19 protein-coding genes are annotated in these 23406 nt (G+C 74.5%); 7 read left to right on the top strand and 12 right to left on the bottom strand.

Annotation, left to right across the window (positions count from 1 at the left end; translation table 11 throughout):
* Window positions 1–312 precede the first annotated feature (312 nt).
* Complete coding sequence (locus tag FZ988_RS09210) at window positions 313–2946, top strand: sodium-translocating pyrophosphatase (protein ID WP_223145095.1); 2634 nt, start codon at window positions 313–315, stop codon at window positions 2944–2946.
* A complete protein-coding gene (locus tag FZ988_RS09205; protein WP_149203727.1) occupies window positions 2943–3992 on the top strand; it encodes a glycosyltransferase in 1050 nt (349 codons plus the stop codon). Before FZ988_RS09210 ends, FZ988_RS09205 begins: the two co-directional genes overlap by 4 nt.
* A 67-nt stretch (window positions 3993–4059) precedes the next feature.
* Here the strand turns inward: FZ988_RS09205 and FZ988_RS09200 are convergent, their stop codons facing one another.
* From FZ988_RS09200 to FZ988_RS09185, 4 genes are all read right to left on the bottom strand, one after another.
* The gene (locus tag FZ988_RS09200; protein ID WP_149203726.1) at window positions 4060–4995 is read right to left on the bottom strand and encodes an SDR family NAD(P)-dependent oxidoreductase; all 936 of its coding nucleotides are present in this window, start codon (window positions 4993–4995) and stop codon (window positions 4060–4062) included.
* 39 nt (window positions 4996–5034) lie between these two features.
* A complete protein-coding gene (locus FZ988_RS09195; protein WP_149203725.1) occupies window positions 5035–7185 on the bottom strand; it encodes a MinD/ParA family ATP-binding protein in 2151 nt (716 codons plus the stop codon).
* Window positions 7186–7475: 290 nt separating this feature from the next.
* A complete protein-coding gene (locus FZ988_RS09190) occupies window positions 7476–8924 on the bottom strand; it encodes a hypothetical protein (RefSeq protein WP_149203724.1) in 1449 nt (482 codons plus the stop codon).
* 133 nt (window positions 8925–9057) lie between these two features.
* Window positions 9058–9624: an RNA polymerase sigma factor gene (locus FZ988_RS09185; RefSeq protein ID WP_149203723.1), complete on the bottom strand. Its 567-nt coding sequence runs from the start codon at window positions 9622–9624 to the stop codon at window positions 9058–9060.
* 198 nt (window positions 9625–9822) lie between these two features.
* Between FZ988_RS09185 and FZ988_RS09180 the strand changes: the two genes are divergently transcribed.
* The gene (locus FZ988_RS09180) at window positions 9823–11073 is read left to right on the top strand and encodes a sensor domain-containing diguanylate cyclase (protein ID WP_246169404.1); all 1251 of its coding nucleotides are present in this window, start codon (window positions 9823–9825) and stop codon (window positions 11071–11073) included.
* A gap of 47 nt (window positions 11074–11120) precedes the next feature.
* Here FZ988_RS09180 and FZ988_RS09175 read toward each other — a convergent pair whose 3' ends face one another.
* Window positions 11121–11324 carry a cold-shock protein gene (locus FZ988_RS09175; RefSeq protein WP_024285769.1) on the bottom strand — a complete coding sequence of 68 codons (204 nt, stop codon included), beginning with the start codon at window positions 11322–11324 and terminating at the stop codon, window positions 11121–11123.
* Between the two features lie 212 nt (window positions 11325–11536).
* Here FZ988_RS09175 and FZ988_RS09170 point away from each other — a divergent pair, with 212 nt between their 5' ends.
* Window positions 11537–12268: a glutamine amidotransferase gene (locus FZ988_RS09170; RefSeq protein WP_149203721.1), complete on the top strand. Its 732-nt coding sequence runs from the start codon at window positions 11537–11539 to the stop codon at window positions 12266–12268.
* Window positions 12269–12364: 96 nt separating this feature from the next.
* On the opposite strand, the gene FZ988_RS09165 is transcribed toward FZ988_RS09170, so the two are convergent.
* The 4 genes from FZ988_RS09165 to soxR form a co-directional block, all read right to left on the bottom strand.
* On the bottom strand, window positions 12365–12724 hold the full coding sequence (locus FZ988_RS09165; RefSeq protein WP_149203720.1) for a GntR family transcriptional regulator: 360 nt from the start codon (window positions 12722–12724) through the stop codon (window positions 12365–12367).
* Window positions 12721–13713: a hypothetical protein gene (locus tag FZ988_RS09160; protein ID WP_188079051.1), complete on the bottom strand. Its 993-nt coding sequence runs from the start codon at window positions 13711–13713 to the stop codon at window positions 12721–12723. The genes FZ988_RS09165 and FZ988_RS09160 overlap by 4 nt, the downstream gene beginning before the upstream one ends.
* 84 nt (window positions 13714–13797) lie before the next feature.
* Window positions 13798–14361 carry a GNAT family N-acetyltransferase gene (locus FZ988_RS09155; protein WP_246169373.1) on the bottom strand — a complete coding sequence of 188 codons (564 nt, stop codon included), beginning with the start codon at window positions 14359–14361 and terminating at the stop codon, window positions 13798–13800.
* A 19-nt stretch (window positions 14362–14380) separates the two neighbouring features.
* Window positions 14381–14842 carry a redox-sensitive transcriptional activator SoxR gene (soxR, locus tag FZ988_RS09150; protein WP_149203718.1) on the bottom strand — a complete coding sequence of 154 codons (462 nt, stop codon included), beginning with the start codon at window positions 14840–14842 and terminating at the stop codon, window positions 14381–14383.
* A 79-nt stretch (window positions 14843–14921) separates the two neighbouring features.
* On the opposite strand from soxR, the gene FZ988_RS09145 reads away from it, so the two are divergent.
* Window positions 14922–16421: an MFS transporter gene (locus FZ988_RS09145; protein ID WP_246169371.1), complete on the top strand. Its 1500-nt coding sequence runs from the start codon at window positions 14922–14924 to the stop codon at window positions 16419–16421.
* Between the two features lie 46 nt (window positions 16422–16467).
* Here FZ988_RS09145 and surE read toward each other — a convergent pair whose 3' ends face one another.
* Entirely contained in the window at window positions 16468–17247 is a 780-nt protein-coding gene (surE, locus tag FZ988_RS09140; RefSeq protein WP_149203717.1) for a 5'/3'-nucleotidase SurE, read from the bottom strand.
* 209 nt (window positions 17248–17456) lie between these two features.
* Here surE and FZ988_RS09135 point away from each other — a divergent pair, with 209 nt between their 5' ends.
* Window positions 17457–17699, top strand: coding sequence for a hypothetical protein (locus FZ988_RS09135; RefSeq protein WP_149203716.1), 243 nt, complete (start codon window positions 17457–17459; stop codon window positions 17697–17699).
* On the opposite strand, the gene FZ988_RS09130 is transcribed toward FZ988_RS09135, so the two are convergent.
* Complete coding sequence (locus FZ988_RS09130) at window positions 17678–18055, bottom strand: PspC domain-containing protein (protein WP_149203715.1); 378 nt, start codon at window positions 18053–18055, stop codon at window positions 17678–17680. The two genes, FZ988_RS09135 and FZ988_RS09130, sit on opposite strands and share 22 nt — an antisense overlap.
* Window positions 18056–18406: 351 nt before the next feature.
* Here FZ988_RS09130 and FZ988_RS09125 point away from each other — a divergent pair, with 351 nt between their 5' ends.
* On the top strand, window positions 18407–22387 hold the full coding sequence (locus FZ988_RS09125; protein ID WP_149203714.1) for a S8 family serine peptidase: 3981 nt from the start codon (window positions 18407–18409) through the stop codon (window positions 22385–22387).
* Window positions 22388–22475: 88 nt separating this feature from the next.
* On the opposite strand, the gene FZ988_RS09120 is transcribed toward FZ988_RS09125, so the two are convergent.
* A complete protein-coding gene (locus FZ988_RS09120; RefSeq protein ID WP_246169370.1) occupies window positions 22476–23372 on the bottom strand; it encodes a CPBP family intramembrane metalloprotease in 897 nt (298 codons plus the stop codon).
* Between the last annotated feature and the right edge of the window lie 34 nt (window positions 23373–23406).

Raw genomic sequence — 23406 nt, 5'->3', positions numbered from 1 at the left:
CGCGAACGGCAGGGGACCTTGGCCCTGCACCCGCGTGTCGGCGCCGGCCGCGCGGCCCCGAGGCAGCGCCCGACGCCGCCCCCGGGTGGCACTGAGCCGAAGGTCACGGGTCGGCCGGGGGCCGCGGCCCTAGCGTGAAATCCGACAGCAGAGTCGCTTCTCACCCACGCTGGGGCCACTGTGAGCACAGTTCCGACCGAGGGACGCGCCGTCGCTGACGCGTTCACAGGCACATCCGACGACGTCCGGCACCGCCTCCGCGGCGGCCCGGGTGACGGCTCCGCTCCTCCCGGTCCACGCCGCCGCGCACGGCTGCTCGGCGCCCTGGGCCTCGGCGGCGTCGCGCTCCTGCTGAGCGGCTGCGCGGCCGAGGGCGACGGCAAGGCCACGCACGGCGGCGGCGAGGCGAGCCTCGTGCTCCCCGACCTGAGCGGCGTGACCGTGGTCGGCGGCGGCTCGGGCCGCATGCTCCTCATGGTCGGCCTCATCGTCTGCGCCCTGGGGCTCGCGTTCGGGTTCGTCGCCTACGTGCAGCTGCGCCGTCTCCCGGTGCACTCCTCGATGCGCGAGATCTCCGAGCTCATCTACTCGACCTGCAAGGCGTACCTCATCCAGCAGGGCAAGTTCCTGCTGATCCTCTGGGTCTTCATCGCGACGGTGATCGTCGTCTACTACGGGGTCCTCGTGGGCTTCCCGTGGGGCCGCGTGGTCGTGGTCGTGGCGTTCAGCCTCATCGGCATGGCCGGCTCCTACTCGGTCGCCTGGTTCGGCATCCGCGTCAACACGTACGCGAACTCCCGCACCGCGTTCGCGTCCCTCAAGGGCGAGCCGCTCCCCGTGCACCGCATCCCGATGAAGTCGGGCATGTCGATCGGCATGGTCCTGATCAGCCTCGAGCTCCTCATGATGCTCGTGATCCTCCTCTTCCTCCCCCGCGACCTCGCGGGCGCGTGCTTCATCGGCTTCGCGATCGGCGAGTCCCTGGGCGCGGCGGTCCTGCGCATCGCGGGCGGCATCTTCACCAAGATCGCGGACATCGGCTCCGACCTGATGAAGATCGCGTTCAAGATCAAGGAGGACGACGCGCGGAACCCCGGCGTCATCGCCGACTGCACGGGCGACAACGCGGGCGACTCGGTCGGCCCGAGCGCCGACGGGTTCGAGACGTACGGCGTCACGGGCGTCGCGCTCATCACGTTCGTGCTCCTCGCGGTCGACGAGCCGTCCGTCCAGGCCAGCCTGCTCGTGTGGATCTTCGTCGTCCGCGCGGTCATGGTCATCGCCTCGGGCCTGTCCTACCTGCTCAACGACGCGTGGGCGCGTGCCCGCTACGCGAACGCGGAGCGGATGAACTTCGAGACGCCCCTCAGCTCGCTCGTGTGGGTCACGTCCGTGGTCTGCATCGTGTCGACCTACGCCACCACGTACGTGGTGCTCGGCGAGGTCGGCGAGGGCGGCCTGTGGTGGAAGCTCGCCACGATCGTCTCGTTCGGCACGATCGCCGGGGCGCTCATCCCCGAGCTCGTCAAGGCGTTCACGTCCACGGCGAGCAAGCACGTGCGTGAGGTCGTCAAGAGCGCCCGGCAGGGCGGCGCGTCGCTCAACATCCTCTCGGGCCTCGTCGCGGGCAACTTCTCCGCCTACTGGCTCGGCATGGCGATCGTCGGCCTCATGGGCGGCGCGTTCCTCGTCAGCGAGCAGGGCCTCGACGCGATCATGATCGCCCCGGCGGTCTTCGCGTTCGGCCTCGTCGCGTTCGGGTTCCTCGGCATGGGCCCCGTGACCATCGCGGTCGACTCGTACGGCCCGGTCACGGACAACGCGCAGAGCGTCTACGAGCTGTCGATGATCGAGGACGTCGAGGACATCGACGGCCACATCGAGCGCGAGCACGGCTTCACGGTCCAGTGGGACAAGGCCAAGCAGATGCTCGAGGAGAACGACGGCGCGGGCAACACGTTCAAGGCCACCGCGAAGCCCGTCCTCATCGGCACGGCAGTCGTGGGCGCCACCACGATGATCTTCTCGATCATCATGTCGCTCACCGAGGGCCTGACGACGGGGCTGGCGAACCTCTCGCTGCTCCACCCGCCGTTCCTGCTGGGCCTCATCACCGGCGGCGCGATCATCTTCTGGTTCACGGGTGCCTCCATCCAGGCGGTCACCACGGGCGCCTACCGCGCGGTCGAGTTCATCCGGACCACGATCAAGCTCGACGGCGTCACCAAGGCGAGCGAGGCTGACTCCCGACGCGTCGTCGAGATCTGCACGCAGTACGCGCAGCAGGGCATGCTCAACATGTTCCTCGGCGTGTTCTTCGCGACCCTCGCGTTCGCGTTCCTCGAGCCCTACTTCTTCATCGGCTACCTCATCTCGATCGCCGTGTTCGGCCTCTACCAGGCGATCTTCATGGCGAACGCCGGCGGCGCGTGGGACAACGCGAAGAAGATCGTGGAGATCGACCTCCACGCGAAGGGCACGGCGCTGCACGACGCGACGATCGTCGGCGACACGGTCGGCGACCCCTACAAGGACACGTCGTCGGTCGCGCTCAACCCGGTCATCAAGTTCACGACCCTCTTCGGCCTCCTCGCCGTCGAGCTCGCCGTGAGCCTCGAGGCCCAGGGGCTGCACACGCTGGTCCTGGCGCTCTCCGCGGCGTTCTTCCTCGTGACGTCCTTCTTCGTCTACCGGTCCTTCTACGGCATGCGGATCCAGACGTCGCTCACGGACGACGACGAGGGTGCAGGCGAGCCGGGTTCGCCCGACGACGCCGGCAGCGACCACCGCACGCTCGACGACGCGGCCGCCTCGACGGGCACCGCGCCGGCGGCAGGCACCTCGAAGGTCGCGGACGACGCACGGACGAAGGCCGATGCGGTCCATGCCTCCGCCGGGTCGCGCGAGCCGGAGCTCGTCGAGTCGGGAGCAGGTGACGAACGATGAAGGTCGCCGTTCGGTACGAGGCCGCGCTGGTCGACGCCGACGGGCACGTCACCGGGCACGACGCCGGCGCGACGCTCGTCCGGCGCCTCCTGCGGGTGTTCCCGGGCGCGCTGCTCATCGGCCCCGGCCCGCGGCACTGCGACGGGTTCGACGTCATCCCGCTCGAGTTCGTCGACGGGTCCGACACGGTCGTGATCAACATGGACGTGATCGACTCCGTGGGCGTGTGGCAGACGCTCAAGGCGAACTGCGACGAGCCCATGGTCATGAACTTCGTGTGGTGGAACACCTCGCAGTTCACGCACCAGGTGCAGCGCGCGGCCCTCGCGCTCTCGTGCGCGCTGTTCCCGACCTTCGCCAACTCTGAGCGGACGGCGCACGAGGTCCGTGAGGTCGTCTCTGCGATGACCATCCCGGCCGTCGCCGAGAAGGCCCGCATCGCGTGGGTCAACCTGGGCATCCGCCTCGAGCACGTCCAGCCCCGGCAGGAGCCGTCCGTCCCGGTCGTGCTCTACCCGGCGATCTACCTGACGGACCGCAAGCAGCCCCAGCTGTTCCTCGACGTCGTCGAGCGGGTCGTCAAGCGCACGCCCATCCGCGTCGAGGCACGGCTCCACGAGTCGCACCTGATCTCGGAGCGCTCGATGGCCCTGTCCCGCAAGGACTGGGCGTGGGTCGGGCCGCTGACCGCGAGCCGTGAGGACTACTGGGAGGCGCTCGCGCGCACGACGGCGTTCCTCGCGACCGCGACGGAGGAGTCGTACGGCCTGGAGTACATCGAGGCGCTCGTCGCCGGCGCGATCGGCGTGTTCCCGGACCGGCCCTGGGTCCGGGCGATCCTGCCCTCGGGCTACCCGTTCGTGTACCGGACGCCCGCCGAGGCCGAGGACCTGCTGTACCGCGCGGTCACGGACACGGCGGCCTGCCGCCGTGAGCTCGACGAGGCCTCGGGCGGCAGCTTCGCGGAGTGGCTCAAGGCCCGGCACGACGACGACCTCTTCGAGAAGGCCATCGCGGACCGCGTCCACGAGTGGTTCGGAGCCTGACACCGCACCACCAGCACCCGGTGCCCGGTCCGCGACGTGCGGGCCGGGCACCGGTGCGTCCGGGGCCTCAGGGGACGAGCGGGTCCGTCGGGCCGTACGGGACGAGGCGGAGGCGTCGGGCGTCGGTCACCACGATGTCGTAGGCGTGCGTCGTGAGCGCGGCCACCGTGTCAGCCCCCGCGCGCAGGAACCGCCCCGAGAGGGCGTCGAGCTCGCCCGAGGCGATCGCGACGAGCAGCTCGACGCTCGCCTCGACCGGGGTCCACTCGGTGCGCCCCTCGTGCACCGGCATCGACGCGGTCATGTCCGTGGGCACGACGCCGGGGGCGAGGTCGAAGATGCGCAGCCCCTGGTCGCGGTACTGGCTGTCGAGGACCGTCGTCATGCGCGCGAGGGCGCCCTTGCTGATCGCGTACCCCGTGTAGTCCGTCGACCCCCGGTGGCCCGCACCCGAGTTGATGTTGACGACCCGGCCGCCACCGCGCGAGAGCATCCCGGGCAGCAGGGCGTGGGTCACGAGCAGCGGTCCGCGCACGTTCGCCTCGACGACCCGCCACGAGTCCTCGACGTCGTCCTCCGCGAACGGGGCCTCACGTCGCTCGATGACACCCGCGTTGTTGACGAGGAGACCCGCACCACCGAGGTCGTCGAGCTCGGCGTCGATGCGGCGCCCAGCCTCGCGGACCGCCGGCCCGTCGGTGAGGTCGACCGGGACGACGACGACGCGCGGCGTGGTGCGGCCGGCCGCGGTCGCGGCGTCCGTGATCTCCGCGGCGACCGCGTGGAGCCGCTCGGGCGTGCGCCCGACGAGGACCACGTCGAATCCGTGCGCCGCGAGCCCGAGGGCGAGCCCCCGTCCGATGCCCCGGCCCGCTCCCGTGACGACCGCCGTGCGGGCCGTCTCGACCGCGGGCCCCACCCGCTGGTCGGTGGGCCCCGGGTCCACGCTGGGTGTCGTCTGCGTCGCGTGCGTCTGGCTGCTGTGCGTCGTCGCGTCAGTCATGCGTCCATCCTGGCCCACGAGCCCGCCGTGCGCTGCTCCTCAGAGCCCCTCCGCGACTGCGGCCGTGACACGCAGCCACGCCTCACGCGTCGGTGGCGTCAGGGCGTCGAAGTCGAGGGGGCGCCCGGAGACCAGCGACGGCTCGTACGGGACGTCGACGACCTCGCGCGTCAGGCGCCCGAAGTGCGCGTGCAGCCGTTCGGCGAGCCTCTCGTCGACGCGCGGCGCGGGGGCCGAGAGCACGGTCACGGCGTTGCGGACGACGTCCTCGTGGCCCGTGGCACGCAGCGCGTCGACGGCCCACGCCGCGGACTGCGCGGTGTCCTCGCGGACGGTCGAGACGATGACCACCTGGTCGGCCGCCTCGATCGCCGCCTGCCAGTTGGACGCGCGCATGTTGTTGCCGGTGTCGACCACCATGACCCGGTAGAACCGCGCGAGCGTGCGGTGCAGCGAGCGGAACGCGAACGCGTCGATCGACGCGGCGGACGCGGCGTCCTCGTCCGAGGCGAGCACGTCGAACTGCGCCGCCCCCTGCGAACGCACGTAGCTGTCGAGGTCGCCGACGCGCGCCGAGCCGGGGTCGGCGAACTTGTCCAGGTCCTGGAGAAGGTTCACGGCGGTGTTGTGGTGCGCCGCCGCACGCGAGCGCCAGCCGAGCGTCCCCCGCGTCTCGTTGTTGTCCCAGGCGAGCGTGGAGCCCCCGCGGTGCAGCCCGAAGGTCGCGGCCAGCAGGAGCGTCGCAGTGGTCTTGTGCGCCCCGCCCTTGGGGTTGATGACGACGATCGTCTTGGGGCCGTCCAGTCCGCGCTGCACCGTGGCGACGGCCGTGCGGTGCAGCTGCTCGGGGCGGCCGGGCGCGGGTGCGACGAGGCCGCCGGTGAGCCGCCGCACCGTCCCCTGCCACCCCATCTCCGCGGGTCCGGACGCGGGCGCGGGCCGGGCCGCGAGCAGGTCGGTGAGCGTGGGCAGCTCGCCGGGTCGGGCGCCCGGGACCTGCCCGAACGGCGTCTCGACCTCCGACGGCACCCCGAGGTCGTGGTCGACGTCGAACCCGTCGACCCCCGAGGAGGCCAGCTGCGCGTCGTGGTCCGCACCGGCCGCCGCGCCGGCGCTGGGACCAGCTCCCCCGGCGGGCGCGACGGAGGCTCCGGCCGCGGGGCCCCAGGGCAGTGCGGTCGTCGACGCGCCGACAGCGGGGCCCGGCCAGGTCTGTGCGACGCGGCCGGGGAGCGGCGGGCCGGACCCGTCCACGGCGCCGGGGAAGCCCTGCGCGGCGGCCGGAGGGCCGGCAGCGTCCGGGGCGGCGCCCCGCGGGGCCGAAGCGGCGCCCCGAGGGGTCGAGGCGGTGTCGCGAGGGGTCGACGTGGAGCGACGCTCGGGCACGCCGGGCGCGGCGGGGTCCGCCACGGCTGGCCAGACCGGCACGGCCGGGGCGGGCTCGTCCGTCGGTGCGGACGAGGTCGGACCGGGCTGCGAGGTCCCGGCGGGCACAGCCTCCCGGGGCGGCAGTGCGGGGGTGGCACCCGCCCCTGACGACGGGACCCAGGGGCTCGCACCCTGGGCCGTCTGCGCACCGCTCGACGCCCCCGGCCCGAAGGCGGTCCGCGCCGGGCTCGGCCCCGGTCGCCCGGCGACGCCGGGCGTGCCCCGGCCCATCACCGATGCGCGCCGCGGAGCGGTCGGCTCGGCGTCGGGGCTAGCGGGCGCCACGGGCTCCCACCGGACGTCGTCGACGTCCGGCTCAGGCGGGAGCGTGCGGGGCACCTGCTGGTGCAGCGACCAGCCGACGGCGGCGGCCCACGGGTCGTTCGGAGGCTCCGCGTCCGCCGGCGCGGGCTGCGGCTCCGGCGTGGGCTGCTGCTCCGGCACGGGCTGCTGCTCGGGCGTTGCCGCGGGCGGTGCCTCCGGCGCGGGCCGTGGCTCCGACGCGACGCGCGGGAGCTCGGCGGTCAGCTCGGGGTCGCCCGGCTGGGGTGCTGCCGGCTCAGGCGCCGCCGGCTCGTCGGCGCGGCGACGGCCCGTCCGGGGCGTGAGGTCGTGGGCGTGCGCGTCCGGGACGCCTGCGTCCTCGGAGCCGTGGTCCGGAGCGCCCTGGTCCTCGGCACCGTTCTCCCCGGCCGCCCGGAGCGCGCGCAGCTCCCGCCGGGTCAGGGGTCGCCCCGCACCCGATGCCTCGCGTTCCTCCACGGACGGACTCACCCCCACCGACGGCGCGTCGTCCGACGCGCACCAGGACGGACGGCGCCCGGGTGGCGCCGTCGTGCGGCACCGAACCTACGCTGCTGGCGGCGGGAGCGCACGGTACAGGGTCCGCCGATCCCCGCCGGGGGGCCGGGCAGGCCCGCCCGGCCACGGCTGGCCGGCAGGCCGCCAGCGCACGGCTGGCCGCGCGGGCCGCCCGCGCACAGCCGGCAGCGCGGCCCACCAGCGCACGGCCGGCCGGCACCGGCCGGCCCGTGCCGGCTCACCCAGGCCCGTCAGGGCAGGGGCGTCATGTCGAGCTGCGCGTCGGCGACCGCCACGACCGACCAGATGCCCCCGTCGTCCCCCGTGAGCTCGTACGTGGGCACGAGGACGGCCGCACCGTCGGCCTGGGTGTGCAGGGCGACGCCGAGCCGGGCCTCGACGATCGTGACCTGGTCCACGGGCCACGCGATGGGGCTTCCGGGCACCGCGGTCGGCGGCACGGTCTGCAGCGGCGAGACCGAGGCCTGGTCCCCCTCGCGGGCAGCCATGGTGTCCTCGAGGTACGCGATCGGTCCGCCGCCCGCACCGAAGCGCGGGTCGCCGAGCCGCTCGACCGCCTCGGTGGGGCTCACCACGTCGTACGCGCCGAGGTCCACGAGCGTGGCGAGCGGCCCGTTGACGGACTGGAGCCCGCCGCCGCTCAGCGCGGCGCTCCAGATCAGGCCCGAGCGCTGCCCGTCGACCACGTGGTAGGCCGTGACGCTCGTCCACGCGGTGTCCGTCGAGTCCTCGACGACGACCTCGAAGGACGCCGGGTCCAGGCCGAGGGCACCGAGCGTGTCGCGGACCTGCGCGGCAGCGGCGTCGCCCGTCGGTGCCGCGCCGAGGTCGCGCTGCTCGCACGGCACGGGCTCGGGCAGCGCGATGCCGACCGACGGGTCGACGGCGTCGGTGGTGACGTCGTCCGACCCTCCGCCTGCCCCCTCGTCGGGAGCGGTCCCGGCCGACCCCTGCGTCGATGCGGCGCCGTCGGTCGGCGCGACGCAGCTCCACGGGTCCTTGGTGGGGTCGTAGAAGCTGAACGAGGCGGTGCCGTCCGGGTACACGGACACCGTCGGGCCGGACCCGTCGGTGGCGCCGACCGTCCACATGCCGTCGGACTGCGTGGCGGCACCGGGCACGCCCAGGGCCGCCGCGGCCCGCTCGACCGCCTCCTGCGTGAGGGCCTGCGAGGGGTCGAGGCCCCACGCCTTCGCCGTCCCGCCGTCCTGGGACAGGCCGGATGCCGTGAACACCGTGCGGCCGCCGTAGCCGGGCCAGAAGAGCCGGCTGTCCGCGAGCGTGCCCGCGGAGGCCGCGTCCTCCGCGCCGGCTGCCGGCACCTGCCCCGGCTGCGCCTCGGTGAGCGAGATGACGTCCGCGGCGGGCTCGGCCCCCTCGGGGGTGGCGGCCCCGAGGGCGTAGCCACCGCCGCCGATGACGAGCGCGGCCGCCGCCACGCCCGCACGCGCCGGCCAGCTCGACCACCGCGTGCGCCGTGCGGCCAGCTCGTCGCGGGCGGGGACGGCGGTGTCGAGCGGCTCCTCGCGCCGCTCGTCCGTCTCTCGCCGCAGCGCCTCGACGTCCGGGTGCGCGGTCGCCGCCGGGTCCGCGGCACGCAGCCGCTCGACGGAGGCACGCTCCTGCGGCGTCGGGTCGTCCGCGCCGGAGCCTGCGGCCGGGGGTGTGGTGTCGTTCACGGCGGACCTCCTCGATGCGTCCCGCCGGGGGCGGGCCTCTCATGTCGTCTGTGTCGTCTGCGTCCACCGGCTTGCGGGCGTGCGAGCCCGGGACGTGCGCCGCTCCCGCCCACCGGTCCGGGACGGCGGTGGGTCACGCGAGGGGTGACCCGTGCGTGCCGGGCAGCTCCGCAGCCGTGGCGTCCCGGTCCGCCCACGCCTGCCGCAGGCGCGCGCGTGCACGCGACAGGGCGGCGTCGGCGCCGCCCCGGCTCACGCCCAGGATCGCGGCCAGCTCGTCGCCGTCCACACCCTCCCAGGCGTGCAGCAGCAGGATGCGACGGTCCCTCGGCGCGAGCGCACCGAGCACGGCGCGGACCTCGTCGTCGTCGACGGCGAGCTCGGCCGGGTCGGCGTCGTCCACCTCCTCCGGCACGTCCGCGACGGGCGTCGGGCGGCCCTTGCGACGGTGGTTCGCCAGGACGTACCCGGCGGTCCGGTACAGCCACGGCAGCTCGGCCCCGGCGGGCACGTCGTCGCGACGCCGCCACGCGGTGGCCAGGACGTCGGCGGCCAGGTCCTGCGCGTCGTCGGCCGCGGCACGGCGCAGGAAGTACCGGTAGACGGCCGTGGAGTGCGCGCGGAAGAGCGCCTCGAACCAGGCGTCGTCGCGCATCGGGTCTCCCAGGTCTCGGTTCGGCAGAGCCAGAGTGCTGCTCATCTGCCCTGTGTCGCCAGCGCGCCGCGCCTTGCACGTGCCCACGGACGGTCTCGGCACGTGATCCCGCTCACTGCCCGCGCGTGCCCGCCCCGGAGCAGGGACCTAGGCCCCTCATCGCGTCCGGATCGCCGCCGATAGTACGAGACCAGGGCGACACGGCGACGGGCCAGCGCGGAGAGGACCAGCAACGTGCCCGAGATGGACGACCACTACCGCGCCCTCGCGGAGACGCTCGACCTGCTGACCGAGCGGGTCGCGCGGTACACGGTCGACGGGCTGGTCCTCCTCTACTGCAACCGCGCCTGGGCCGCGCAGCACGAGTCCGAGCCGGCCGAGCTCATCGGCCGCCGGATGGACGAGCTGCTGCACGACGGCGAGATGGACGGCCTGCGCGCGCAGGTCAGCAAGCTCGGCCCGGACACCCCCTTCCTGTACGACCCGGTGCCGCGCCCCTCCCCCCGCATCCCCGACCGGTGGGTCGAGTGGGCGGACAGGTACCTGCCCGGGCCCGACGGTGCGCACATCCTCGCCGTCGGCCGTGACGTGACAGAGCGCCACGCCGCCGAGCAGCAGCTCGCCGTGAGCGAGGCGCTGTTCCGCGAGCTCGCGGACCGCTCGGCGGACGCGGTCTGGCGTCTGACCACCCACCCCGCGCCGCACCTGGCCTACCTGAGCCCGTCCGTCGAGCGCATGACGGGCTGGGCGCGCGAGGACTTCGGCGACGACCTCACGCACCTGCGCTCGATCCTCGACGAGGACGGCCTGGCCCTCGCCGAGCGGGCGCTGCGGGGCGGTGACGGCCCGCCACGGTTCGACCTGCGCGTGCGCTGCGCCGACGGCGCCTGGATGGTCCTCGAGCTCCAGGTGAGCCGCGTCGCCGGCGCGCTGCAGGGCACCGGCCGTGACGTGACCGAGATCCGCCGGCTCCAGGCGGACCTGGCCGACCTCGCGCTGCGCGACCCGCTGACGGGTCTCGCGAACCGCCGGCTCCTCGACGTGCTGCTCCACGCGACGCTGGCCCGGACCCGCCGGGCGGGCACACCCGTCGTCGTGACGTACCTGGACCTCGACGGCTTCAAGTCGATCAACGACACGCACGGTCATGCCGCGGGCGACGTCGTCCTCATCGAGGTCGCCCGTCGCCTGCAGGCGACGGTGCGCGAGGCCGACGTGGTCGCCCGGCGCGGCGGTGACGAGTTCGTCGTCGTCCACGAGTCGGACCCGGCGCAGAGCGAGGCCCTGCTCCGGCGGGTCCGGGAGGCGCTCGCCGCGCCCGTCACGCTGCCGGACGGGACGACGGTCCCGTGCGGAGCGAGCATCGGCTCGGCGGACACGTCGCAGGCGCGGGACGCGGCCGGTCTGCTCGCGGCGGCCGACCAGGCGATGTACGTGGCGAAGCGTGCCCGGACGCACGAACGCCCCGGTCACGAGGACCGGGGCGTTCGGTGAGGTGTCGGGGGGTTCAGCCCTCGACGGAGCTCCTCAGGTGAGGAAGATCAGAGCGGGCGGATGTTGTCCGCCTGGGGGCCCTTGGGGCCCTGCTTGACCTCGAACTCGACCTTCTGGTTCTCCTCGAGCGAGCGGTAGCCGCTCGTCGCGATCGCGGAGTAGTGGGCGAAGACGTCGGCGCCGCCGTCGTCGGGGGCGATGAAGCCGAAGCCCTTCTCGGCGTTGAACCACTTCACGGTGCCAGTAGCCATGGCTGTCTCCTTCAGGAGTGTTCGGACGGCCCCGCGTGTCGGGACCGCGTCAAATCGCGGTGTTCGTCGTCCGCATCCTGGTAAGGAAAATGCGCCTGGCCGAGGGGCCGGGCGCACTCGAGACGTGCAAGCACAGCAACTTCAGCGGCCACGCTACGGCATCGACGGCAGAACCGCCAGACCTTCGGGCAACCCGACTACGCTCGGGGACCGTGAGGCCCTTCCTGCTGCTGGCCACGAGGGCCGAGGACGACGCTGCGGCCGGCGAGCTCGAGGCGATCCTCCGCTTCGGGGGGCTCACCGCGGACCAGGTCCACCACGTGCGCCTCGAGGCGGGGCCCCTGCCGCCGATCGACCTCGACGACTACTCGGGGATCGTCGTCGGCGGCAGCCCCTTCAACACGAGCGACCCCGACGAGCAGAAGTCGCCCGTGCAGCACCGGGTCGAGCGCGAGCTCTCCGGGCTCCTCGACGAGGTCGTCGCCCGGGACTTCCCGTTCCTCGGCGCCTGCTACGGCGTCGGGACGCTCGGCGTGCACCTCGGCGGCACCGTGGACCGCACGTACGGCGAGCCGGTCGGCGCGGTGCCCGTCACCCTGACCGCGCACGGCCGCGCCGACCCGGTCTTCGCCGGCCTGTCACCCACGTTCGACGCGTTCGTGGGCCACAAGGAGGCCGTCCGCACGCTGCCCCGCGGGGCCGTCGTCCTGGCGACGTCCCCCGCGTGCCCCGTCCAGGCGTTCCGCGTGGGCCGCAACCTCTACGCGACGCAGTTCCACCCGGAGCTCGACGTGCCCGGGATCGTCGCGCGCGTCGAGGTGTACCGCCACGCCGGGTACTTCCCGCCCGACGAGCTCGGCCGCGTGATCGGCGAGCTGAGCCGGGCGACGGTCCACGAGCCGCCGCGCATCCTGGCGCGCTTCGTCGAGCGCTACGCGCGGTGAGCTGCACGCGCCCGGCCCGGAGCGGCGGGGCGTCCGGACCGGGCGGGGCGGTCGGACCGGGCGGGGCGGTCGGACCGGGCGCCGCCGGACCAGCCCTCAGCCCGAGAGGGCCGCGCGGACGAGGTCGAGCGCCTGCTCGGGCCCGACCTCGAGCTCGCGCATGCGTCGCGCGAACTGCACCGCGCTGACGCGCGCCTCACGCTCGCGGTCGGAGCCGCGCAGGGCGATGAACGTGCCGTTGCGACCGCGGGTCACGACGACGCCGGCCTGCTCGAGCTCGCGGTAGGCGCGCGCGACCGTGTTGGCGGCGAGCCCGAGGTCGTCGGCGAGCCGACGCACGGTGGGCAGGCGGTGCCCGGGCGCGAGGTCCCCCGCGTCGGCGAGCGCCTCGATCTGGCTGCGCACCTGCTCGTAGGGCGGTACGTGGGACGCGGGGTCGATCACGAGGAGCGTCATCGAGCACCGAGCCCGAGGGTCGCGCCACCGGCGCTGCCGACGGCCCCACCGCCCGTCCCGGCCCCGCCGTCCGCGCCGGCCCCGCCCGTGCCGCCGGGCACCGGGGCGCTCGGCCACAGCCGCGACCGGAAGTGCCGGGCCGGGCGCAGGGCGATGCTCACCACGCCCATGCCGCCGGCCGCGAGCAGGAGGATCAGGACGAGGCCCGAGACGAGGCCGACGCCCTGGTTCGCGGGCCACCCGCCCTCGAGGCCGTCGGAGATCACGCTGAGCACGAGGAACGGCGCCCAGATCCCGGCGACGAGCGGGACCGTGATCATGTCCCGGAGGGTGTGCGCCCGCAGCGCGTCGTCCCAGGCGAGCTCGAGCGGCGTCGCGGCGACCTGGCGACGGTCGATGAGCCTGCGCGCCACGAGCTCCTCGACGCCGGCGGCCGCGGCGGGGACGAGCACCGCGCCGAGCATGAGGCCCACAGGGAGGTCACCGAGCTCGATGAAGCCGGTCGAGTCGATCATCGCGAGGCCCGCGGCGAGCAGCGCGGAGACCGCTGCGGCGCCCCACGCGCCCCAGCGCTCGTGGCCCGCGACGTAGTCGGCGTGCGTCGGGGTCTCGGCGCGCGCGATCCGGGGCGCGTCCGCGGGTACCGGACGTCGCGCCTCCCACCAGCCGAGCGCCCCGCTGCCGACGGCGTTGCCGGCGAAGAACCCCGCGAGCACGGCGAGGATCGCGTACGGGGACTCCAGGACGCCGGCGGTGGCGTCGAGCGTCCACGCCGTGACGATCCCGGCGCCCACGCCGCTGAGCAGGCCGACACGGCCGGTCCTCACGAGCCGTGCGGTCACCGTCGCCTCGACGGTGGGGTCGAGAGCCAGGTCGACGCGGCGTGCGAACGCATGGGCCGAGCGCTTGCGGCCGGAGGGCAGCGCGTACCAGAGCAGCGTGGCGAGGCCCGCCGCTCCGAACAGGATGACGTATCCCGCGAGGGTCATCAGGACCACCTTCTGTATCGGGTTCTGTAGCAATGTAGCACTACAGACCTGATACAGAAAACCCCGGTCCGACGCGCCGACCTGTCAGGCCTTCCACTCCTCGGCGAGCACCGCGTACACGTACGCGTCGTGCCACACGGGCCGCCCGGCGTCGTCGTCCGCAAACGTGGCCGCGGACCGGTGGTGCGCCTCGCGCCGCATCCCCAGGCGCGCGAGCAGACGCCAGGACGGGGTGTTCCGCGGGTCGCAGTGCGCGACCACCCGGTGGGCCCCGAGATCCGCGAAGGCGTGGTCGAGGACGCGCCTGCACGCCTCCGTCGCGTAGCCCTGGTGCCAGGCGGCGCGCGCGAACACGTACCCGAGCTCCCAGGTGCGGTACGCGTCGGGCTCGGTGCGGTGGAACCAGAGGCTGCCGATCAGGTCGGACGAGCCCGCGCGCAGGCAGACCGCCCGGAAGTCCGCGTTCTGGGCGCGCCGGGCGGCCTCGTCGGCGCACTCGGCCGGGTCGAACGCGCCGTAGGGCTCGAAGCGGAGCACGTCCGGGTCGGTCAGGAACGTCGCGAGACCGTCCCCGTCCGACGCACGGAAGGGACGGAGCACGAGGCGGTCGGAGACGAGGGTCACCACCGGGCCAGTCTCGTGGGTCACCCGCGCACCTGTGCGGGCACTAGGTCCGATCCGACGCGCTGCCGTCCGCCAGGAGCCGCCGCGGTCCCGGCCCCTCGTCCGCGAGCGCATCATCCGGGTTCGCGAGCCGGCACCGGTCCAGCGACAGGCACCCGCAGCCGATGCAGTCGTCCAGCCCGTCCCGCAGCCGCTCGAGCTCGTCGATGCGCCGGTCGAGCTCGTCGCGCCACCCGGCCGACAGCCGCGCCCAGTCGGCGCGCGAGGGCGTGCGCCCCTCGGGCAGGGTCTCGAGGGCCGCGCGGATCCGAGCGAGCGGAATGCCCACGCGCTGGGAGACACGGACGAAGGACACCCGACGCACGGCGTCGCGCGGGTACCGGCGCTGGTTGCCGACCGTCCGTCGGCTGAGGAGCAGGCCCTCCCGCTCGTAGAAGTGCAGGGTCGAGACCGGCACACCGGTCCGCCGGGCGACCTGGCCCACCGTGAGCTCGGCTTCCACCACGGTCGACGCCCCCCGGGATATCGCTTGACCTCAACCACCGTTGAGGTATCAGGCTACGGGGCGGACGACGAGGAGACACGTGACCACGACCACCCCCCACGGCGGCAGCACGCCGACGAACGCCACCCCACCGACCGCACCGACCGCGGCCGGAGCTCGCCCCACCGAGGCCCCGGTCCGCGGCGGGGCACCGACGAGCACCTCGCCGCTCGACCCCGAGCACCGCGCCGTGACGCTCGGCATGGTCGCGCTCGTCGCCCTCGCCGCGTTCGAGCAGCTCGCCGTGACCACCACGATGCCGTCGGTCGTCGACGCGCTCGGCGGGCTCTCGCTCTACGCGATGGCGTTCGCCGCACCCGTCGCCGCGGGCGTCCTCGGGATGGTCGCGGCCGGCGGGTGGGCCGACCGGCGCGGGCACGCACAGCCGCTGCTCACCGGCGTCGCCCTGTTCGTGATCGGCCTCGTCGTCGCGGGGACGGCCACCACGATGGAGACGGTCGTGGGCGGTCGGCTCGTCCAGGGGCTCGGGTCCGGCATGTTCACGGTCGCGCTGTACGTGCTCGTCGCGCGCCGCTACTCCGACGCGGTGCAGCCCAGGGTCTTCTCGGCGTTCGCCGCCGCGTGGATCCTTCCCTCGATCGTCGGGCCCGCGATCGCCGGCGCCATCGCCGAGCACCTCGGGTGGCGCTGGGTGTTCCTCGCCGTGCCCCTCCTGACGGTCCCGGCCCTCCTCGCCCTGCGGCCCGCGCTCCACCCGACACCTCGGCCGGCGACCCACCCCGACGAGGCCCAGGACGGAGGGGCGCCGCGGCCCGGCGGGCGCGTCCAGCTGCTGCGCGCCGCGGCCGCCGGGGCCGGCGCGCTGGCGCTGCACCGGGGCGGGCAGCCCGAGCTCTGGGAGCACGCCGACGACCGCACCGTGGCGATCGCGACGCTCGCGCTCGGGCTCGCGCTGCTCGCCCTCGGCGTCCCGCGCCTCCTGCCGCGCGGGACGCTGCGCGCGGCGCGCGGCCTGCCGACCGTCGTGCTCGTGCGCGGCCTGACGGGGGCCGCGTTCTTCGGCGCCGAGGTGTACCTCCCGCTCCTGCTCATCACCGAACGCGGGCTGAGCCAGGCCGTCGCGGGCCTCGCGCTGACCGGCGCGGCGCTGCTCTGGTCGGCCGGTTCGTGGCTGCGGGGCCACAACGAGGGCAGGTGGGACGACCGTCGGGTGCTCCAGCTCGGCGCACTCGCGCTGGGCGTCGGCATCGCCCTCGCGGCGCTCGGCGTGTGGACGGCCGTACCCGTCGCCGTGAGCATGGTCGGCTGGGGCCTGTCGGGCCTGGGCATGGGGGTCAGCTACCCGACCCTGAGCGTGCTCACCCTGCGTCTCTCGGCACCGTCGGAGCAGGGGGCCAACAGCTCGGCCCTGCAGGTCAACGAGTCGCTCACGGTCGCCCTCGTGCTCGCGGCCAGCGGGCCGCTGTTCGCGGTCCTGCTGCCCGTGGGGCCCGTGGCGGCGTTCCTCGCGTGCTTCGGCCTCGCCGGCGGCCTCGCGATCCTCGGGGCGGGCGTGGCCGGTCGCGTGCGCGCGGCGTGACGCGTCAGGCGTCAGGCGTCAGGCGTCAGGCGTCAGGCGTCAGGCGTCAGGCGTCGCCGAGGGACGGCGGCGGCCCGGCCAGCTCGGGCAGCTCGGCGGAGGCGTCGAACCACGGCGCACGGACGAGCGTCAGGGTGGCCCAGCCGGACGCGAGCAGCCCCGCGTCGGACGCGGCGTCACGCATCGGGTCGATCTCCTCGAACGTGAGCGTCAGGCGGCCCTGCTCGAGCTCGGCGACCTGCGCCTGCACCGCGCCGAAGGACGCGAGCGGGGCGCTGCGCACGCCGCGCAGGTCGGCGAGGGGCACGTCGGGGACGTTGACGTTGAGCACGCCGTCGGTCGCGGGGCGGGACATGAGCCAGCGCAGCCCGTGCGCCGCGACGGCACCCGCCGTGCCCCAGTGCGCCGGGCGCATCGCAGCGGACGAGACCGCGAGGCCGTGGATGCCCTGCGTGACCGCGGACAGGGCGGCGCCGACCGTCCCCGAGTGGAGCACGGAGTGACCGGTGTTGGCCCCCCGGTTCACGCCCGAGAGCACCACGTCCGGTCGCGGGCCGAACGCGTCGTGCGCCGCGAGGAACGTGATGAGCGCGGGTGCGCCGCGGACGGCGTAGGACGGCACGCCGTCCGGCAGACCGGGTGCGCGCGCCTCCCGGCTCACGACGCGACCGCCGTGCTCGACGCCGAGCAGCGAGGCGCTGGCCCCCGAGTGCTCCTCGGCGGGCGCCGCGACCACGACGTCGTAGCCCGCCTCGAGCGCGACACGGGCCAGCACGGCGAGGCCGGGCGAGTCGATGCCGTCGTCGTTCGTGATCAGTGCACGCATGTCGCCATGATGAGCCCTCGCGAGTGAACATCGCGCGACACGCGGATGGCTTCACGGGGAGCGCGACCCCGCTGCCGCACCATGGCAGCGTGCCCACACCTGCCGTCGTCGACGTCCCGCGCACCGCGCCGCGCGCGTGGGCGGAGCCCGAGGTGAGCGCTCACACGCAAACCTCTCAGGCTCGGCCGGGCCCGGTCGATCGTGACGACATGAGGACGGGCGAGGTTGCCGGCGTCGTCCCCACCCCGCCCGAGGACCGGGCGACCGGGTCGGGGATCCCGGTCCCGTGCGTCGCCCGGCCGTCGTCGCTCCTGTGGCACCTCGACGGCGCCTGCCGCTGCTTCTTCGGCGGCCCCGCGCCCGAGTTCGCCCCCTCGTACTCCGCCGTCGTGGCCGCCGCGCAGGCCGCCGCCCGGGCCGCCGTCGGCGGTCAGCTCGGCCTCGCGTCCTGACCCTCGGGCGATGCGCCGTACGTGGGCTGGCCGGACGGTGCCTGCGCGTACGGGCCCTGCGGGTACTGGCCCTGGGGCTGCTGCGTCTGGGCGTAGGGCTGGCCATTGGCCGCCTGCGCGTACGGCTCGCCGTAGGGCGCGACGCGCGGGGCCTCGTCCGGCATGAGGATCCACAGGATCGGGTAGATCAGGAGCGGGCTGCCCGGCAGCACCATGAGGACCAGCAGGAACAGGAGCCGGGTCGCCCACGGGTCGATGCCCAGGCGGTTCGCGATCCCGGCGCACACGCCGGCGATGACGCGCCGGTCCCTGGGCCGCACGAGGCCGCGCCGGTAGAGGTCGTCATGGATGTTCACGGGGTGCTCCTGCAGTCGGGTAGGTCGGTCGTCGTTCGGACGTGACCATCGTCGTCCGCGCACCCACGCCGCCACCTCCGGGAACGCCCCGGAACCGACCCCGAGACGCCCCTGAGGTCCGGTCGGGGCCCCGGGCGCACGCGCTCGGGGTGCCGCGGCGTCCCGCGGTGCCGCACCCCCGCGCCGGGCGGCCGAGTCACGCGGGTCGAGACGGATCACGACTGGGGGACTTCACCCGGGACTTCACCCGGCGCTAGGGTTCCCCCACGTCGTGGGCCGTGGGGGTACACAACGACGTGTCGGCCTCCACGACCTCAAGGCGTGCCATGCCCGATCGAGGGAAAGAGCGCCATGAGCCGTCGCCGACCTGTCCTCGCCGCACTCACGAGTGCCGCGCTGGCCGTCCCGCTGACCCTGGGGACCTCCGGGGCGTTCGCCGCCCCGGGAGCCCCCGAACCGCCACCCACGCCCGAGTCGGGCCTCCCGGTCGTCGACGGCCGTGACCTCGTCCGGCCCGGCGGGGACGCCGAGTCCGGCCAGACGCCGGCCGAGAAGGTCGGGTCCTCCCTCCTCGAGGCGTCCGGCGACGTGACCGCCTTCGTCCAGCTCGACGCGCCGTCCGCCCTGGACACCGCCGAGGCCGGCGGCAGCGACGCCGAGGTCTCCGCCGCCGCCGAGGACGTCGAGCAGCTCGCCGAGCAGGTCGTCGCCGACCAGGCGGCCGCACGCTCGGCCACGCCGGCACCCGAGACCGTGTCCGTGACCTCGAACCTCGTCGCGGGTGCCGTCGTCGAGGGCGACGCCGCGGCCATCCGCGCGCTCGCCGGCCAGGACGCCGTCGTCGCCGTGCACCTCATCGTGCCCAAGACGCCCGCCAACAAGGGCGCCGACGTGTTCACCCGCGCGCTCGACACGTGGACGAGCACGGGCCAGACCGGCGAGGGCGTCACCATCGGCATCATCGACACCGGCGTCGACTACACGCACGCCGACTTCGGCGGACCCGGCACCGCCGAGGCGTACGCCGCGGCGTACGGCACCGACGGCACCGGGCCGATCCCGGCCGACGCGGTCGACGGGACCAAGTTCCTCGGCGGTCACGACTTCGCCGGGCCGCTGTACGACGCCGACCCCGACTCCACGACGCCGGGCGCGACGACCACGCCGTCGCCCGACGAGAACCCGATCGACGCGCCCGACGGCGCAGGTGGTGGTCACGGCACGCACGTCGCCGGCAGCGCCGCGGGCTACGGCGTCCAGGCCGACGGGACGACGTTCCGCGGCGACTACTCCACGCTCACCGACCTGACCGACTGGACGGTCGGCCCCGGCACCGCGCCGGACGCCGGCATCTACGCGCTCAAGGTCTTCGGCGACGCGGGTGGCAGCACCGGCCTCGTCATCCAGGCCCTCGAGTGGGCCGCCGACCCGAACGGCGACCTCGACTTCAACGACCACCTGGACATCCTCAACCTCTCCCTCGGCTCCGACACGAGCCCGGCGGACGACCCCGAGAACCTGTTCATCGACCAGCTGAGCGACCTCGGCGTGCTCTCGGTCATCGCCTCCGGCAACGCGGGCGACATCACGGACGTCGGGGGCAGCCCGGGCAACGCGCGCAGCGCGCTGACCGTCGCCAACTCGGTCGCGAGCACCCAGACGTACGACGCCGTCGAGGTCGCCGCCGCGACCGACGCCGGCCTCGTGGGCGTCCACGCGGCGCAGAACAGCGTCAACTACGCGGGCACCGCCGACGTCACCGCACCCGTCGCGTACCTCGGCGAGGGTGTGACGGGCTGCACCTCGCTCGCCGACCACACGGCCGCGCTCACCGGCAAGATCGCGTGGCTGTCCTGGGACGACGACGACACCACCCGGCCCTGCGGCAGCGTCGCCCGGTGGAACAACGCCCAGGCCGCCGGCGCCGTCGGCGTCCTCATCGGCACCGAGCTGAGCGTGTTCTCCGCGGGCATCGCGGGCAACGCCGCGATCCCCGGTGCACAGCTCACGGCCGCCTCGACGGACGCGCTCCTGCCGGAGGTCCAGGCGGGCACCCTGTCCGTCCGCATCGGGCCCTCGCTGGCCAACGCGGCGTTCGTCACGGAGCCGGCCCTCGCCGACACCCTGGCCTCGGGCTCCTCACGCGGCGTCCACGGCTCGCTCGGCATCGTCAAGCCCGACGTCGCCGCACCGGGCACGCTCATCTCCTCCGCGTCGTCCGGCTCGGGTGACTCCACGTCGACCAAGTCCGGCACGTCCATGGCGACGCCGCACGTCGCGGGCATCTCCGCGCTCGTCGCAGCGGCGCACCCGGACTGGTCACCCGCGCAGATCAAGGCCGCGGTCATGAACACGGCGACGCACGACGTGTTCAGCGAGCCGGGCCAGACGGGCGCCGTCTACGGCCCCGAGCGGGTCGGGTCCGGTCGCGTCGACGCCCTCGACGCGACGCAGGCCGAGGTCATCGCGTACGCGACCGAGGACCCCTCGCTCGTGTCGGTCACGTTCGGCGTCGTCCCGGTGGGGGCCGAGACGGTCGTCCAGCACAAGACCGTGACCGTCCGGAACACCGGGGCGGAGGCCCGGACGTTCGGCACGGCGTTCGAGGCCGCGACGACGGCCGGCGCGGCGACCATCACGACGACGCCCGCGTCGCTCACGCTCGCCCCGGGGGCCGAGGGCCTCGTGACCGTGACCCTCACGGCCGACCCGACGACCCTGGCGAAGGACCTCGACCCGACGTCGACGCCGAGCTACGACCTGGGCGTCGAGGTCCCGCGGGACTACGTCGCGAGCCTGTCAGGTCGCCTCGTGCTCACGCCGTCGGGCGGCCCGGAGCTCCGGGTTCCTGTCCAGGCTGCGCCGCGCCTCGTGAGCGACCTTGCGGCCGAGCCCGTGGCGTTCGCCGACGCGGCGGCCACGTCCGCGCCGTTGACGCTCACGGGTCGGGGTGTCGACCAGGGTGGCTTCACGTCGCTCGTCGCGCCGTTCGTGCTCGCCGCGACGAGCCCCCAGCTCGAGGGCGAGCCCGGTGAGCAGAGCTCGCCGTCGTCCATCGCGGCGGGCGACCTCCGCTACGTCGGCGTCAGCTCGACCGCACCCCAGCTCGTCGCCGCGGGGGCAGACCCTGCCGTCGACGGGCACGGGACCCTCGGCATCGGCATCGCCACCGAGGGCGAGTGGGCGAGCCTCGGCACGAACGTCGTGCCGATCATCAACACCGACATCGACGGCGACGGCATCTGGGACCTCGAGACGCACGTGCAGAAGTACTCCCCGGACGTCGACCTGACGACCGTCGAGACGTACGCGCTCGAGTACTCGGCCGAGGACGGCTACTCCCTGGGCGCGCTGCTCGACCTCACGGGCGCGAACGGGCTGTGGGGCGACGTCGACACCACGGTGTTCGACAGCGACGTCGTGGTGGCGCCGCTCGACCTCGACGCCGTCGGCATCACGCCGGGTTCGACGCCGACGATCCTCGTCGCGACCTACTCGCCGTACGCGTCGGCCGCCAGCAAGATCGTCGACGAGACCGAGCCGTTCACGGTCGACCCGTACTCCCCGGCGCTGTGGTTCGACGCAGGCGCCGAGGCCGCGGGCTCGCTGTGGTTCCTCGGTGCCCCCGGCACACCGTTCACGGTGAACCGGTCGGCCACGACGGGCGACAGCCAGGTGCTCCTGCTGCACACGCACAACCCCGACGGGCGTCGGGCCGAGGTCGTCGACGTGACCGCACCGGTCGCGACGGCCACGACCACGACCCTCGCGGTCGAGGGTGACCTGCGGGAGGGCGGCACGCAGACGCTCGTCGCGACCGTCGCGCCGGCCGAGGCGACCGGGACCGTCCGGTTCCTCGAGGGTGAGACGGAGGTCGCCACGACACCCGTCGTCAGCGGGACCGCGCGAGCGGACGTCGCGCTCGGCGTGGGCAGCCACACGCTCACCGCCGTGTTCGCGCCCGACGTCGCGGCATGGGCGGGCTCGACGTCCGAGCCCGTCACGGTGGAGGTCACGGCGCGAGCCGCGTCGCACCTGTCCGCGCACCTGTTCCCGTCGACCGTTCGCCAGGGCTCGACGGCCCTGGTGACGGCCGTCGTCCGCTCGGACGGGGCCCGGCCCACGGGCGCCGTCGAGGTGCTCGAGGGCGGCGAGGTCATCGCGTCGGCCCGGGTGCTGAGCCACGGCCGCACGGGTGCCGCGGTCGTGGTGCTGCCCAGGCAGCTCGCGGTCGGGACGCACCACCTGACGATCGCCTACTCGGGCAATGACCAGGTGGCCCCGTCGTCGGTGGAGCGCGACCTGCGCGTCGTCACGCGACGCGGGCGGTGACCCGGTGAGCTGACCCGGCACGGACACCGATGCCCCGGCCCCCGCGCGTGAGCGTGGGGGCCGGGGTGCGTCAGGCCGCGCGGGCCCGTCAGTAGACGAACACGTCGAGCCACGCGCGGTTGTGGGCGTGCACGAGGACCCCGAACAGCACGAGGTCGAACAGCAGGTGCACGCACACGATGTACGTGAGCGACCGCGTGACCTTGAACGTGTACCCCTGCACGAGCGCGAACGGGAAGATCAGGTACGGGCCCCAGGCGTGGAAGCCGAGCTCGTGCAGGAACGACGTGAACAGCGCCGCCTGGACGAGGTTCGCCTGCCAGTCGGCCAGGTGCCGGCGCAGCAGCGTGAAGCACGTGCACACGAAGAAGAGCTCGTCCCAGATGCCCAGCGCGTTGGTGCCCACGAAGAGCCGGGCGACCCCCTCGGCGTCGGACACCGCCGGCCAGTTCTCGTAGACGCCGGTGCGGATCATGTAGACGGGCAGCAGCGCGTACCCGATGCCGACGATGGCGACCAGCCACACCCGCTCGAAACGCGTCCACCGCCCCGCGCGGAGCGGGAACCGGATCGCATGGTCGCGGTACACGTGGCGCGAGACGAGGTAGGGCAGCCCGACGGCGAGCACCATGGCACTGCCCATGCGCACGATGTGCGCATCCGTGACCTCGGTGTTCACGGGCGTGACGCTCATGACGACGACGCCCAGGGCGATGAGGCTCAGGTCGCGCAGCAGCGCCCAGCGTGGCCCACGCCATCCCTGCGCGGTCGCCGGACCGAGCACCGTGGCGCCGAGCGCCGCCGCCACCAGCAGGGCGCCGGCTAGCGCGAGATAGCCGGGCACGGGCTGCCCGAGGCCGAAGAGCAGCACCCCCGACGCGGCGACGAGGACCGCCGGGACCACGGCCGCCGCATGCCGCGGCAGGGCTGCGGCGACAGCCTCCCGGGCTGTCGTCCGGCCCGCAGGCCCCGCCACGCTGCGCATGGGCCGAGTCTGCGGCCACCCGCCCGGTGGCGCC

It is taken from the genome of Actinotalea subterranea, assembly GCF_008364845.1.
Classification (GTDB): Bacteria; Actinomycetota; Actinomycetes; order Actinomycetales; family Cellulomonadaceae; genus Actinotalea; species Actinotalea subterranea.
Note: the sequence above shows the minus strand (reverse complement) of the source record. Positions and strands in the feature narration are given on the sequence as shown.

Excerpts from the sequence above, each read along its gene's own strand:
- FZ988_RS09205 (WP_149203727.1), top strand. The coding sequence starts at position 2,943 with ATGAAGGTCGCCGTTCGGTACGAGGCCGCGCTGGTCGACGCCGACGGG.
- FZ988_RS09200 (WP_149203726.1), bottom strand. The coding sequence starts at position 4,995 with ATGACTGACGCGACGACGCACAGCAGCCAGACGCACGCGACGCAGACG.
- FZ988_RS09185 (WP_149203723.1), bottom strand. The coding sequence starts at position 9,624 with ATGAGCAGCACTCTGGCTCTGCCGAACCGAGACCTGGGAGACCCGATG.
- FZ988_RS09180 (WP_246169404.1), top strand. The coding sequence starts at position 9,823 with ATGGACGACCACTACCGCGCCCTCGCGGAGACGCTCGACCTGCTGACC.
- FZ988_RS09175 (WP_024285769.1), bottom strand. The coding sequence starts at position 11,324 with ATGGCTACTGGCACCGTGAAGTGGTTCAACGCCGAGAAGGGCTTCGGC.
- FZ988_RS09165 (WP_149203720.1), bottom strand. The coding sequence starts at position 12,724 with ATGACGCTCCTCGTGATCGACCCCGCGTCCCACGTACCGCCCTACGAG.
- FZ988_RS09160 (WP_188079051.1), bottom strand. The coding sequence starts at position 13,713 with ATGACCCTCGCGGGATACGTCATCCTGTTCGGAGCGGCGGGCCTCGCC.
- surE (WP_149203717.1), bottom strand. The coding sequence starts at position 17,247 with ATGCGTGCACTGATCACGAACGACGACGGCATCGACTCGCCCGGCCTC.
- FZ988_RS09135 (WP_149203716.1), top strand. The coding sequence starts at position 17,457 with ATGAGGACGGGCGAGGTTGCCGGCGTCGTCCCCACCCCGCCCGAGGAC.
- FZ988_RS09125 (WP_149203714.1), top strand. The coding sequence starts at position 18,407 with ATGAGCCGTCGCCGACCTGTCCTCGCCGCACTCACGAGTGCCGCGCTG.
- FZ988_RS09120 (WP_246169370.1), bottom strand. The coding sequence starts at position 23,372 with ATGCGCAGCGTGGCGGGGCCTGCGGGCCGGACGACAGCCCGGGAGGCT.